We start from the raw sequence: 13788 nt of genomic DNA, 5'->3' as shown, positions 1-13788 counted from the left end.
CCCCGCCGCCCCGGAGGTTCGCTTCCGGGCGCTTTTAATTTACGATTTCACGGCTGGCCTTCTGATGCGTCGTGGATCCAGCTTCTCACATAAGGAATTCCCCATATGGGCAACGACAAGAACAATCGCACCTATTATGCACCGACGGGCGGCCTGCCGCCGCAGACGCAGCTTCTCACCGATCGCGCCATGTTCACCGAAGCCTATGCGATCATTCCCAAGGGAACATTCAGCGACATCGTGACGAGCTTCCTGCCCTTCTGGGACAAGACGCGGCTCTGGGTCATTGCGCGGCCCCTTTCCGGCTTTGCCGAGACCTTCTCGCAATATATCATGGAAGTGCAGCCGGGCGGCGGCAGCGATCGCGCCGAACTGGATGAGGGCGCGGAAGGCGTACTGTTCGTGGTCGAAGGTGAGATCACGGTCACGGTGGCGGGCAAGTCCCATACGCTGACCGAGGGCGGCTACGCCTATCTGCCGCCGAAGAGCGGCTGGACCTTGCGCAACAACGGCGCGGCTACGGCCCGCTTCCATTGGGTGCGCAAGGCTTATGAATATGTCGATGGCCTCGACGTTCCAGAACCGCTATTCCTCAATGAAAAGGATATCGCGCCTAACCCCATGCCAGACACCAATGGCGCCTGGGCAACGACGCGCTTTGTCGATCCGAACGATCTGCGCCACGACATGCATGTAACCATCGTTACGTTCGAGCCGGGCGGGGTCATTCCGTTTGCCGAAACCCATGTCATGGAGCACGGGCTTTACGTGCTGGAAGGAAAAGCCGTCTATCGGCTCAATCAGGACTGGGTGGAAGTGGAGGCCGGCGATTTCATGTGGCTGCGCGCCTTCTGCCCGCAGGCCTGTTATGCAGGCGGCCCCGGCAAGTTCCGCTACCTGCTCTATAAGGACGTCAACCGGCACATGAAGCTTTCGCGATAGGCAACCAGCATATCCACCACTTGCATATCGACCAAAGGCCGGGCACGTCCCGGCCTTTTTCCCTGGTTGGAATGCAAATAAAAACGGCGAGCCGAAGCTCGCCGTACCATTCTTCCGACTGGAGATCAGATTTGAAAACAGCGCAGTCCTTCTACGCTATCGAATGGTTCCTTAAACATAGGACAAGAATATAAAAATTCAAATTACAATTTTGTTAAAACGATGCATCGATCTCCCGCATGCATCTTGCATTTCAATAATATTCATTCAACTCGATAAAATACTATAGCAACAAAACTTAAATGAATTCATCTCCGTTACACCAAGTGAACGGACAAATCAGGTTTTCAGATGAGACCCGGGAGGCCAGGACGAGCCTCCCGGATCAACATTCGCATATCCGACGCAAACCGTGTCGCAGTTTGGTGGAAATGCGTTAGAACGAGCGCTGGAAGCGAACCATGCCCTGCCACGCGTCCTTGCCCTTGAGGTAGGACTTGTCGTCCTGCCACTTGGTATAGGAAACTTCCGGCGTAACCGTGAAGCCCGGAACCATTTCATAGGCTACGTTGGCAGTGGCTGCGAAAGTCTTGCTGCCATCATAGGCTGCCTGCGCATTGAAGATCGCCTTGTCGGTAACCTTGAATGCCGCGCCGCCCCAGACTGCCCAGTCACCACCCCAGGTGCCGTAGAAGCTGCTGATTGCACGGACGGAACCGAGCACATTGCCATTTCCATCGGTCTGCGTAATGTATTGGTCCTTGTTGGACTTGTAACCGCCCATCGCCCAGATCGAGAAACGGTCCGTGATGTTCACATCAGCGCGGACCTTGCCTGCCCACTCTTCGTTGCGCGCATCATAGGCGGCGACGCCCGCGATCTTGCCCCAGCCGGCTTCATACTTCAGGCCACCGACGACATGCGGCGTGTAATCCTTGATGACGCCGTTGAAGCCGTATTTGCCATCCGTATCGTCATTGTTGCCCTGTTCGAGCGACACAATGGCGGAGAAGCCGTTGCCGCCGGTGAAGGTATAGCTGATCAGGTTCGTGCGATAGCCGCCCGCGAGGATCACGTCATCGTTGATGACATTGCCGAGATAGCCCGGGAAGGTAACAAAGGCCGATTCATCAAGACCGACACGCAGTCCGCCCAGCTGGATATAGGCGTAGCGCAGCGAACCGGACGAACCCTCAACACCATTGCCCCAATCGTAACGGGTTTCAGCAAAGGTCTTCAAAGTGCCCAGTTCGGTTTCCGAAACGGTCGACATGTCCAGCGTGAAGCGAGCCTTGTTATCCCAGGTATCACGGCGCGTATCGACCTTGTTACCATCGACAAAACCGCGACCGTAGACATTGTTGCCGCCAGTGACGTCGTAACGGACATAACCGGAGATGCGCAGGCAGGTTTCGGTACCCGGAATGTAGAAATATCCCGCACCATAGGCATCACAAACGCGAACATATTCAACGGACTCAGGCTCGGGCGTTACAATAGAATCCGCAGCATATGCCCCGGTGGTTGCAACCAGCGCCGCAGTCGAGCCGAACAACAAGCTCTTGATCTTCATTTCACTATCTCCAGAATTTTTCAGACGAGACGTGATAGAATGAATTATTCAAAACCATCAATTCCAATTTTAGAATAAAACTGTGTTATGAAAGCATATGTGTCAATTTTAGCACTAATTATTAACTGCTTTACTTATAAGCATTTTATAACTCAGAATTTATATCTCAATTAATATTTCCAATGTATTCAAGCTAACAATTTTTATCGAACTATTTCTATATTTTCTTACACATCAAAACAAACGGGGCCCGAAGGCCCCGTTTACAAGCATCTGCATCTGGCGCGTCTTTCGATCCGGTCGACCGGACCGGCGCCCACCTCCGTCAGCGGCTACTTGCCTGCCGCCTGCTGCGCATAGACATAGCTGTCATAGGTATATTCAGCGACGCGGAACCATTCGAAACCTTCGTCACGGAATTTCTTCCACGACGGATAGATCTTCGCCCATGCCGGATTCTTCTCGTTGTATTCCGCGTAGAGTTCGAAGGCGACCTTGTAGGCAGCATCCAGAACGTCACGCGGCAATGGCTGAAGCTTTACGCCCTTGGACACCAGCGATCGGATTGCAGCGGTGTTTTTCACGTCGTAAAGCGCGATCATATTCTGGGTCGCGGCTTCGGCAGCCGTATTGAGCGCAACCTTGTAGGCCTCCGGCAGGCTTTCATACTGCTGCTTGTTGATGAAGAAGTGCACCGAAGCACCACCTTCCCAGAAGGCCGGGTAATAATAGTATGGCGCGATCTGGTAGAAGCCGAGCTTCTCGTCGTCATAGGGGCCGACCCATTCGGCGGCGTCGATCGTGCCGCGCTCCAGCGACGGATAGATGTCGCCGCCCGGAAGCTGCTGCGGAACGACGCCGAGCCGCGACATGACCTCACCGGCAACACCCGCGATGCGCATCTTCAGGCCCTTGAGATCCTCAAGGCTCTTGATTTCCTTGCGATACCAGCCGCCCATCTGCGCAGCGGTGTTGCCCCCGACAATGCCAACGATGCCGTAATCGGCGAGGAAGGCATTATAAAGCTCATTGCCGCCGCCGTGATAGAGCCAAGCGTTCTGCAGGCGCGTATTCATGCCGAAGGGGATGGCCGTGCCGATGGCAAAGGCCGGGTTCTTGCCGGTGAAGTAATAGCCGCAGGTATGCGCCATTTCGACGGTATTGGCCTGAACCGCATCGATGGCCTGCGGGCCCGGCACGATTTCACCAGCCTGGAAGACCTGAATCTGGAACTTGCCGTCAGTCATCTTCGATACGGCGTTCGCCATGAAGACCGCGCCGCCATAGATGGTATCCAGATTGTTCGGAAAGCCTGAAGTCAGACGCCAGCGCAGTGTCGGCAATTCCTGCGCGATTGCGGGAGTTGCGAGTGCCGCCCCGCTCGTTGCGGCGGCAGCGCCGATTGCTGCACCCTTGGTCAGAAATGTACGACGGCTCAAATCCTGTTTCATGTGTCTCCTCCAAAGATTGTTCTGGTTTTATTGGGCCTGCTCAATGCTCGTTTCCCCTCATTGAGCAGGCTTTTGCTGTTGGTCCTTGTCCTGCCCGAAGCTCGGCTGCGGCGAGCCGAATGACGGCGCGGGCAAGGGTTCGTTCGATGGCGCGGGCGCTCCAAAAGGCGGCGGAGCCGCGCCGAACGGATTGCCGCCGCCGGCATCGGGCATCGGCACATTGATCTGGATTGACGCCGGATCGGCCTGCGGATGGCCGCTCTTGTAGTGGGTCACGATGCCCGGGAAGGCGATGATGATGCCGACCATGACAAGCTGGATTAAGAGGAACGGGATCGATCCCATATAGATCTGACCCGATGTCACCGGCTGGATGGTCGCACCCGTTACCTTATCCTTGTAGGGACGCGATGGCGCCACCGAACGCAGATAGAAGAGCGAGAAGCCGAACGGCGGATGCATGAACGATGTCTGCATGTTGACCGCCAGCATGACGCCGAACCAGACCAGGTCGATGCCGAGGCTGTCGGCGACCGGCGCCAGAAGCGGGATGATGATGAAGGCCAGCTCGAAATAATCAAGGAAGAAGGCCAGGAAGAACACCAGTATGTTGGCGACGATCAGGAAGCCGATCTCGCCGCCCGGAATGGAGGTCATCAGGTGCTCGACCCATATGTGTCCGTTGACACCATAGAAGGTGAGCGAAAACACGCGGGCGCCGAGCAGAATGAAGATGACGAAGGAAGACAGTTTCGCCGTGGCATAAAGCGCCGATTTCAGCATCGTCATGTTGAGGCGGCGGTTGATAATGGCCAGAAAGAGCGCGCCGACCGCGCCCATGGCGCCGCCTTCCGTTGGCGTTGCAACACCGATGAAGATCGTTCCCAGCACCAGGAAGATCAGCACCAGCGGCGGGACGAGCGAGATCACCACGCGCTGCAGCAGTCTCCAGCCTTTCAGGGTGCGGGCCTGCGGCGGCAGCGCGGGCACCGAATCGGGCCGCAGGATCGCCATGCCGATGATGAAGGCGCAGTAGAAGCCGACGAGCAGCAGGCCGGGAACCAGCGCGCCCTTGTACATATCGCCGACCGAACGGCCCAACTGATCGGCAAGAACGATCAGAACGAGGCTTGGCGGAATGATCTGTGCCAGCGTGCCGGATGCGGCAATCGTGCCGCTCGCCACTTTGCGATCATAGCCGTAGCGCAGCATGATCGGGAGCGAAATCAGCCCCATGGAAATAACCGAAGCGGCGACCACGCCGGTCGTTGCCGCCAGAAGCGCGCCGACGACGATAACGGCAAAGGCGAGACCGCCGCGCACCGGACCGAAAAGCTGCCCGATGGTATCGAGCAGTTCTTCCGCCATGCCGCTTCGCTCCAGTATCAACCCCATGAAGGTGAAGAAGGGAATGGCGAGCAATGTCTCGTTCGACATCTGCCCGAAGATGCGGTCCGGTATGGCACCGAACAGATTGACCGGCAGCAGGCCCATTTCGATGCCGACGAAACCGAAGGCGAAACCTACGAAAGCCAGCGCGAAGGCAACCGGATAGCCGAGCAAAAGCACGACCACCAGCGACAGGAACATCAGCGGGGCGAGATTTTCCGCAATAAAAGCAATCATGTCCGTTCCCCTCAGAGCGCCTGGGCTTCCGCATCTTCAATGGCGACCGTGTCCGGTATGCGCCCTTGAAGAATTGCGATGCGCTTGATGAGTTCGGAGATGCCCTGCAATGCAAGCAGGCCGAAGCCGATGGGTATCAGCACCCACACCGGCCAGAGAACGAGCCCCCCGGTATTGTTGGAAGTCTCGCCGCTGGCGATCTTTGCTTCCACGATGGGCCAGGAGAGGTAAATCGTGATGAGGCAGAAAGGCAGGAGGAAAAAGATCGTACCGAAAATTTCGACCAGAAGCTGTGTCCGTCGCGAATAGCGGCTGTAAAGAAGATCGACCTTCACATGCTCGCTGTGCAAGAGCGTATATCCGGCTGCGATCAGGAAGACCGCCGAGAACAGATACCATTGCGCTTCCAGCCATGCATTCGAACTGACATTGAACAGCTTGCGCGAAACCGCGTTGATGGCGCTGATGAGCACGGCCACCAGTATGAGCCACGATACGGATTTTCCGATGATATTGTTGGCCGCGTCGATAGCGCGCGACAACGCCAGCAAGACTGACATCGCTCCTCCCCTTCTGTTCCGCCTCCTCAAGCGGTTTTGGGGCCGATGATAGGACCGGCGAATCCGCCTCGCAAGCGGACGAAAGTTCTAAGGAACAAAGGACTACCCATTAGTGGGTAAGGCGAAAACAGCAGTCCGTGGCCGATGCCGGTTATGGCGAAGACAGGCGCAGCCGGTTTTCTATGGCATAGCGCGTAAGCCCTGCCGTGCTGGCAATTCCAAGCTTCTTCTTGATGTTCTTGCGGTGGGTTTCAACGGTTGCTTCCGAAATGCCGAGCCTGATTGCAATCTCGCGATTGCTACCGCCTTCGGCCACCAGCACCAGCACATCGTTTTCGCGAACGGACAAACCTTCCGACTTCCTCTCGCCGCTGTCGAGCAGCGCTTCCGAAACGCCGGACGAGAAATATGTTCCGCCTGACGCGACCGCATGAATGGCGGCCACGATTTCTGCCGTGGAAACGTCCTTCAAGACATATCCCGAAGCCCCACGCATGATCGAGGTCGAGATATATTCGCGGCTGTCGTGCATGGACAGCATGAGGATACGGATGCCCGGAAACTGCTTCTTGAACAGTTCGATGGCATCGATACCGTTAAGAAGTGGCATATTGATATCCATCAGGACCACATCCGGGTTGACGGCAAGCGCCAGTTCGAGAGCGGCCCGTGCATTGGAAGCCGCGCCAGCAACATCGATATCGTCATAGGTTTCGAGCACAGCCCGCAAACCGTCCAGCACCAGCGGATGGTTGTCCACGAGCAATACGCGAATCTTGCATTCATTCGTCATGCGACTTCCGGTTCCCGCTTTCTTTCTGTTGCCGACTGCGGCAGGCGCGCGGTCAGTTGCGTACCATCTGCACTGGTTTCAACCAAGAGCACCCCGCCGAAATGTGCCATCCGTTCCTGCATATTTCGCAGGCCAAGTCCGGAAAGCGGATCCTTCAAATCACGCGCGGTGAAACCATTGCCATCATCGGCAACCGTCATCGTCACCTTGCCACCGGCTTCCCAGAGACGGATGTTCACGCGGCTCGCGCCGGAATGACGCTCAACATTGGTGAGCGCCTCCTGCACGACACGATAAAGCGCAGTGCTTGCCTCCGGCTTCAGCGTCTCGCTCAACCCGCTCGCTTCCAGCCGGGTTTCAATGCCGGTCCGTTCAGAGAAATGCTCACACAGGGCCTTGAGCGCGACCGTCAGGCCAAGGTCATCCAGAATGCGCGGACGCAGATCATGCGAAAGCCGCCGCACTTCCTTGATTGCGCCGTTGAGCGCGTCCGATGCCTTTTCAATCGCAAGCGGCGCACCCCCGCTGCCCATTCTCACCTGACGGCTCGCAAGGTCGATGGCGTAGCGGACGCCGACGAGATTTTGGGAAATGCCGTCGTGAAGCTCCCGCGCCAGTCGCGCCCGTTCCTCCTCCTGCGTATCGATGATGCGCTGCGCCAGTTCCTTCAGCTTGGTATCCGCCATGCGCCGCTCACGCAGGTTGAGCAGCATGCAGGTCGCGAAGACGAGCATCACAGCCGGAACGGCGATCAGGCTGACAATGAGGAAGGTCGTGCGGATATTGGCGCGAAAATCCGCATTTGCGGCGGCAGTCTGCACATAGACGTCATCGAGATAGACACCCGTTCCCAGCATCCATTTCCATTTATCCAGACCGACCGCGAAGGAAAGCTTGTCGGCCATTTCGCCGCTCGACGGCTTTTCCCACTTGTATTGGTGCAGTCCGCCACCCTCCTTGGCCTTGCCGATCAGATTAGCGATGACGCGATCCCCGTCCGGATCGACGAGGTCGAGCCAGTTGTGGCCCGGACGGAAGGTCTGGCGCGGATGAACGACGTTGTTGCCGTCATAATCATAGACGAAGAAATAACCGTCGCGACCATAATCGAGCGAGGTCAGTATCTCGCGCACCTTTTCCATGGCCGCGGTATCGTCGGGACCGGCTTCGTCGTAAATCTGCTGTATGGAGGAAAGGGCCAGATTGGTGAGATTGAGAAGCTCGGTCTCCTTGGCTTTCAGCATATTCTTCTCGAAAGTGGCGATGCTGCTCTGCACCAGATTGGCCGATTGCCAGGTAATAAAGGCCGTGACCGTCAATATGGCCACGATGAGCGGCACAATCGCCAGTGCAACGATCTGGTAGCGTAGCGTCACGTTCTCTCCTCCCGGCGTCCCAGGCCGACCTTTCAGCCGATGACTTTAAAGTTCCCGCCTTGCGAGGAAAAGGGGCACGGGGAAAAACCTGACGCCGCAGGAGCGCAACCGCACAAGAAGAAATATATTGATAGCTATTTATATAACTAAAATACAAACAACGATCGCAGTTGATGACGCGAATATTTTATGCTCAATATCATTTTCTTGAACACTGTCTCGGAGTATACAGCTCCGGGAGTCATTCATTTCAGAGAGAATCTATTTATGAAAACCTATGGTTTAATCGGTCTTGCATTCACGCTCGCAACCATTTCAGGCGCTTCGTCCTTTGCTGCCCCGCTTCCCGGCGGCGCCAGCAATCTGCAGGAAACCTATGAGGACTGGACTGTTTCCTGTCAGAACCAGAAAGACACCAGCATCTGCGTCATGCGTCAGGAGCAGAGCAGCACGCAGACCGGCCAGCGCGTTCTGACGGCGGAACTGCGCAATGTCGCGGGCAAGGTTGAAGGCGTCCTGCTGATGCCGTTCGGCCTTGATCTCGCCAAGGGCGCGGCCCTCAAGATCGATGACGCAGCCGCACCGAATCTCGCTTTCTCCACCTGCCTGCCGCAGGGTTGCCTGGCCCCAGTAAGCTTCGACGCAAAGCAGGTTGCCGCCCTCAAGGCTGGCACCAATATCAACGTCACCACGACAGCCCTGAGCCCAAGCCAGCCGGTTGCCTTCAAGGTTTCGCTGAAAGGCTTCGGCGCTGCACTCGACCGCATCATTGCGCTGACGAAGTAAGTCGCAGGATCAGATCGTCAAAGCCATACGCCCCGGCGGGCGTATGGCTTTTTTATTGGATCACTCAGGCAGGGTGAGCCGATACATGTGCAAGATGCCTGCGCCATCGGAGCGTCATCAACACCGCCACAATGCCGAGACCCGCGGCAAGACCGAGCCAGATACCGACACCGCCAAGCTCGAACTTGAACGCAAGCAATGCGCCGAGCGGCAAGCCCACGCCCCAATAGCCAAACAGAGCCAGGAACATCGGCACGCGGGTATCCCGCAAGCCGCGCAACATGCCTGCGGCAACCGCTTGTGCGCCGTCGACGATCTGGAAGAGTGCGGCCAGCGCAAGGAAAGTCACCGCCAGTTCCATCACCGGCAGGTTCTGCGGGTCGTGCAGATCAAGGAAGACGCCGATGAACAAGCGAGGGATGAGCACCATAAGCAGCCCCATCACCGCCATGAAGCCCACACCGAGCGCGTAGGCACTCCAGCCAGCATAGGCAATCGCCTTGGGGTGGCCGGCGCCATAAGCACGGCCCACACGCACGGTTGCCACCTGTCCGAAACCGAGCGGCACCATGAAACTGAGCGATGCGATCTGGATCGCCACGGCGTGAGCCGCCATGGCAGTCGGGCCGATGCGGCCCATCATGACCACCGCGGCATAGAAGATGGAGGTCTCGAACACGAAAGTGAGCGCCATTGGAATGCCGATACGCCACAGTTCAAGCAGGCGCGCCCAGTCGGGACGCCAGAAACGGCCGAACAGGTGATAGCGGCGGAAACGGCGATGGCGCAGAGTGATGAAGGCAAGTCCGAGGAACATCATCGTGCTTGATGCCGTGGTGGCGATACCGGCGCCATGCAACTCCATGCGCGGGAAGCCGAAATGGCCGAAAATCAGCGTCCAGCCGGCAAGCGCGTTGAAACCGATCGCAAGGGCTGCAATGAGCAGCGTCCACATCGGCTTTTCCATCGCCGCAAAGAATGAGCGCAGCACGATATAGCCCAGATAAGGCAACAGCGCCCATTGCAGCGTGTGCATGAAATCCGTCGAGCGGGCGGCGATGTCCGGACGCTGGCCGAGAAACAGGAAGATTTCCTCACAATGCCAGAGCACGATCCAGACCGGGACCGCGATCATGATTGCGGTCCAGAAACCCTGACGAACGGTGCGGCGCACATCACGCACCGAATGGCGGTTCTTGCCAAGCGCAATGGCGATCATCGGCATCACTGCCGAGACAAGCCCCATCGAGAAGATCATCAGCGTATGATAGAAGCTCGTCGCCAGCAAAGCCGAGGCGAGCGTATCCGCTCCGAGACGGCCGATAAAGATGACATCGGTCGCCGTCAGCGCGGCCTGCGAAAGATTGGTGAAGATCAGCGGCCAGCCGAGTGTCAGCGCCGCGACCATTTCCCTGCCCCAGCGTTGCGTGCCGGATTCATGGGGCTGCTCGAAGCCCGCATTGTTTGTCCTGTCCATAGTCCGCTCCCCGAAGCATCCGGGGCCGTCAACCCGCCGGATGTTCCATTTGAATGAGGCCACGCCCCGGAACATCAGAGACCATGTCAATCTGAGAAGAGGCGCGGAAATACGATCATCGACCGTCCCATGCCGGCTAAGGGCGTTTGTCGCTGCAAGAGCGACTTCGCCCCAACTTTTCGGGTTGCTCAATTTCTATTGGGAACGTTGTGTATGTTCCAGAAACTGATCCGGAGCCAAGCGGGCTGCGCATCGATTTGCACAAAATTAGAGCAACATGGATATCAGACTTGCTCAAAGAAGCAACACGTCTCGAAATGGATTTTTCGTCTCTGGGCACATGGAGGAATCAAATCCTCATTCTGACGCGAAAGCGTCATTGCCTGTCCGATAAAGGATTGACGCTTATGCCCTAACCGATAGGAATGATTGCATTAATCGCAGGAGGCGTCATGCGCAGCACCAAAGTCATCCATATTGTCGGCTGTCATGCGGAGGGCGAAGTCGGCGATGTCATCGTCGGCGGTGTGGCTCCGCCTCCGGGTGCAACGGTATGGGAACAATCGCGCTTCATCGCCAGCGACGAGACCTTGCGCAATTTCGTGCTCAACGAACCGCGCGGCGGTGTGTTCCGCCACGTCAATCTGCTGGTGCCGTCGAAAGACCCGCGCGCGCAGATGGGCTTCATCATCATGGAGCCTGCGGATACGCCGCCGATGTCCGGTTCGAACTCGATCTGCGTCTCGACTGTGCTTTTGGACAGCGGCATCATCCCGATGCAGGAGCCGGTAACCCGCATGGTGCTGGAAGCGCCAGGTGGCCTCATCGAAGTGGAAGCCGAATGCCGCAACGGCAAGGCGGAGCGCATCAGCGTGCGCAATGTTCCATCTTTCGCCGACCGGCTGGATGCAACGCTTGAAGTCGAGGGACTTGGCACTCTCACCGTCGATACGGCCTATGGCGGCGACAGTTTCGTCATTGTGGATGCGGCGCATATCGGCATGAAGATCGAGCCGGGTCAGGCGCGCGAACTGGCCGAGATTGGGGTCAGGATCACCAAGGCTGCCAATGAACAACTGGGCTTCCGCCACCCGGAAAAAGACTGGAACCACATTTCCTTCTGCCAGATCACCGAGCCGGTAACACGGGAGGGCGACGTGCTGACGGGCGTGAACACTGTTGCCATTCGCCCGGCCAAACTCGACCGCTCGCCGACCGGTACGGGCTGCTCGGCGCGCATGGCTGTGCTGAACGCCAAGGGCCAGATGAAGGTCGGCGAGAAATTCATCGGCAAGTCCGTGCTGGGTACGGAGTTTCATTGTCGGCTCGACAAGACGCTTGAGCTTGGTGGCAAGCCAGCCATCAGCCCCATTATTTCCGGTCGCGCATGGGTGACAGGAACCTCGCAGCTCATGCTCGATCCGAGCGACCCGTTTCCGGGTGGATACCGGCTGTCGGATACCTGGCCGCGCGGCGACTGAGGTTCAGGCGCTGACGGTCTGCAAATGGCGCTTCTCTTCGCTTCCGGTGCTCATGTACCCTAGAGCGCGTTCCGATCTGATTGGATCAGTCGGCGCTCTAATTCTTTGTTTTCACGCGCATCTTTCCCGAAAACCGTTTCACACTTTTCGGGATGCGCTCTAAAGTACATTCCGCTCCGGTTCTCGAGAAACACCATTTTCGTCTCGTCATCACCAGAATCTCAATCACCCCGCGCACCTTCTTTACCGGCGCTCTTCTGACCTCTTTATCGAGCGCCACACCCCTCACCCTGAGGTGCGGAGCGAAGCGCAGCCTCGAAGGGCGATCCTTCGAGACGGCCCTGCGGGCCTCCTCAGGATGAGGATCGAGAAAATAAAAACCCCGCCGAAGCGGGGTTTTCTTTATTCATCCGGATCGCATGCTTATGCGAAGTCGAGCGCGCGGTCGCCGTTCTCATCCTTGATGCGGGATGGCAGGCCGATCTGGTTCAGGATGTGGAGGAATGGCTTTGGATCAAGCTCTTCCACATTGACCATCTTCTTCACGTCCCATTCGCCCGAAGCGATGAGGATTGCGGCTGCAACCGGCGGAACGCCAGCGGTGTAGGAAATGCCCTGCGAACCCACTTCGTTATAGGCGTCCTTGTGGTCGGCAACGTTATAGATGAAGACTTCCTTCTCCTTGCCGTCCTTGGTGCCCTTGACGAAATCGCCAATGCAGGTCTTGCCGGTATAGTCCGGCGCCAGCGACGATGGATCGGGCAGCACAGCCTTCACTACCTTGAGCGGCACGACTTCCAGACCTTCGGCGGTCTTGACCGGCTGTTCGGACAGGAGGCCCAGATTATTCAGCACCGTGAAGACGTTGATATAGTGATCGCCGAAACCCATCCAGAAACGCACGTCGGCGTTAGGATAGTTCTTCGACAGCGAGTGCACTTCATCGTGGCCGGTCATATAGGCCTTGCTCGGACCGACGACCGGCAGGTCGAAGGTGTGGCCGACTTCGAACATCTTGTTCGACTGCCAGGCACCGTTCTGCCAGGAATAGACCGTGCCGGTGAATTCACGGAAATTGATTTCCGGGTCGAAATTGGTCGAGAACCAGCGGCCGTGTGAACCGGCATTGATGTCGACGATGTCAATGGATTTGACTTCATCGAGATAGTCGTCGGCAGCAAGACGCGCATAGGCATTGACCACGCCCGGATCGAAGCCAATGCCGAGAATAGCGGTAATGCCCTTCTCTTCGCATTCCTTGAGGTGCTTCCATTCGTAATTGCCATACCATGGCGGGGTCTCGCAGATCTTCTTCGGGTCTTCATGGATTGCGGTGTCCATGTAAGCCACGCCCGTATCGATACAGGCGCGAAGAACCGACATATTGAGGAAGGCCGAGCCGACATTGATGACGATCTGAACGCCCGTCTTCCGGATCAGGGCCTTGGTGGCCTCCACATCCATTGCGTCCAGCGCATGCGCTTCCAGCTTCACCTCCGTCTTGAGGCTCTTCTTTTCATGCACGCTATCGATAATCTTGCGGCATTTCTCAACCGTGCGGGACGCAATATGGATATCGCCCAATATGTCAGAGTTTTGCGCACATTTATGTGCAACAACCTGTGCCACGCCCCCGGCGCCGATAATGAGAACGTTCTTCTTCATTTTCTGTCGATGCTTCCTCTTCCAGCGGTTTCCCGCGTCTTTGTAGTTAACTGACGCA

The 13788-nt window shown here is 57.1% G+C and carries 11 protein-coding genes; 3 read left to right on the top strand and 8 right to left on the bottom strand.

The window, feature by feature from the left end; translation table 11 throughout:
- Positions 1–105 precede the first annotated feature (105 nt).
- The gene (locus JNC63_RS07835) at positions 106–942 is read left to right on the top strand and encodes a bifunctional allantoicase/(S)-ureidoglycine aminohydrolase (RefSeq protein WP_112670554.1); all 837 of its coding nucleotides are present in this window, start codon (positions 106–108) and stop codon (positions 940–942) included.
- A gap of 436 nt (positions 943–1378) precedes the next feature.
- Here the strand turns inward: JNC63_RS07835 and JNC63_RS07830 are convergent, their stop codons facing one another.
- The 6 genes from JNC63_RS07830 to mctS form a co-directional block, all read right to left on the bottom strand.
- The gene (locus JNC63_RS07830) at positions 1379–2515 is read right to left on the bottom strand and encodes a porin (protein WP_113342105.1); all 1137 of its coding nucleotides are present in this window, start codon (positions 2513–2515) and stop codon (positions 1379–1381) included.
- Positions 2516–2847: 332 nt separating this feature from the next.
- Positions 2848–3966, bottom strand: a complete 1119-nt coding sequence (locus JNC63_RS07825) for a TRAP transporter substrate-binding protein (RefSeq protein WP_006466102.1) — start codon at positions 3964–3966, stop codon at positions 2848–2850.
- 57 nt (positions 3967–4023) lie between these two features.
- Positions 4024–5592, bottom strand: coding sequence for a TRAP transporter large permease (locus JNC63_RS07820; RefSeq protein WP_006466101.1), 1569 nt, complete (start codon positions 5590–5592; stop codon positions 4024–4026).
- An 11-nt stretch (positions 5593–5603) separates the two neighbouring features.
- Complete coding sequence (locus tag JNC63_RS07815) at positions 5604–6152, bottom strand: TRAP transporter small permease subunit (RefSeq protein ID WP_006466100.1); 549 nt, start codon at positions 6150–6152, stop codon at positions 5604–5606.
- 151 nt (positions 6153–6303) lie between these two features.
- Complete coding sequence (gene mctR, locus JNC63_RS07810; RefSeq protein WP_006466099.1) at positions 6304–6945, bottom strand: two-component system response regulator MctR; 642 nt, start codon at positions 6943–6945, stop codon at positions 6304–6306.
- The gene (gene mctS, locus JNC63_RS07805; protein ID WP_006471038.1) at positions 6942–8321 is read right to left on the bottom strand and encodes a two-component system sensor histidine kinase MctS; all 1380 of its coding nucleotides are present in this window, start codon (positions 8319–8321) and stop codon (positions 6942–6944) included. Before mctS ends, mctR begins: the two co-directional genes overlap by 4 nt.
- A gap of 267 nt (positions 8322–8588) precedes the next feature.
- Here mctS and JNC63_RS07800 point away from each other — a divergent pair, with 267 nt between their 5' ends.
- Positions 8589–9107, top strand: coding sequence for an invasion associated locus B family protein (locus JNC63_RS07800; protein ID WP_113342104.1), 519 nt, complete (start codon positions 8589–8591; stop codon positions 9105–9107).
- A 64-nt stretch (positions 9108–9171) separates the two neighbouring features.
- On the opposite strand, the gene JNC63_RS07795 is transcribed toward JNC63_RS07800, so the two are convergent.
- The gene (locus JNC63_RS07795) at positions 9172–10584 is read right to left on the bottom strand and encodes an MATE family efflux transporter (RefSeq protein ID WP_021586215.1); all 1413 of its coding nucleotides are present in this window, start codon (positions 10582–10584) and stop codon (positions 9172–9174) included.
- 452 nt (positions 10585–11036) lie between these two features.
- Here JNC63_RS07795 and JNC63_RS07790 point away from each other — a divergent pair, with 452 nt between their 5' ends.
- The gene (locus JNC63_RS07790) at positions 11037–12065 is read left to right on the top strand and encodes a trans-3-hydroxy-L-proline dehydratase (RefSeq protein WP_113342103.1); all 1029 of its coding nucleotides are present in this window, start codon (positions 11037–11039) and stop codon (positions 12063–12065) included.
- Between the two features lie 423 nt (positions 12066–12488).
- On the opposite strand, the gene JNC63_RS07785 is transcribed toward JNC63_RS07790, so the two are convergent.
- The gene (locus JNC63_RS07785) at positions 12489–13730 is read right to left on the bottom strand and encodes a saccharopine dehydrogenase family protein (protein ID WP_113342102.1); all 1242 of its coding nucleotides are present in this window, start codon (positions 13728–13730) and stop codon (positions 12489–12491) included.
- Positions 13731–13788: the final 58 nt, after the last annotated feature.

This window comes from Brucella ciceri, assembly GCF_041930145.1.
In the GTDB taxonomy this organism is placed as follows: domain Bacteria; phylum Pseudomonadota; class Alphaproteobacteria; order Rhizobiales; family Rhizobiaceae; genus Brucella; species Brucella intermedia.
This window is presented reverse-complemented; position numbering and strand designations above follow the sequence as displayed.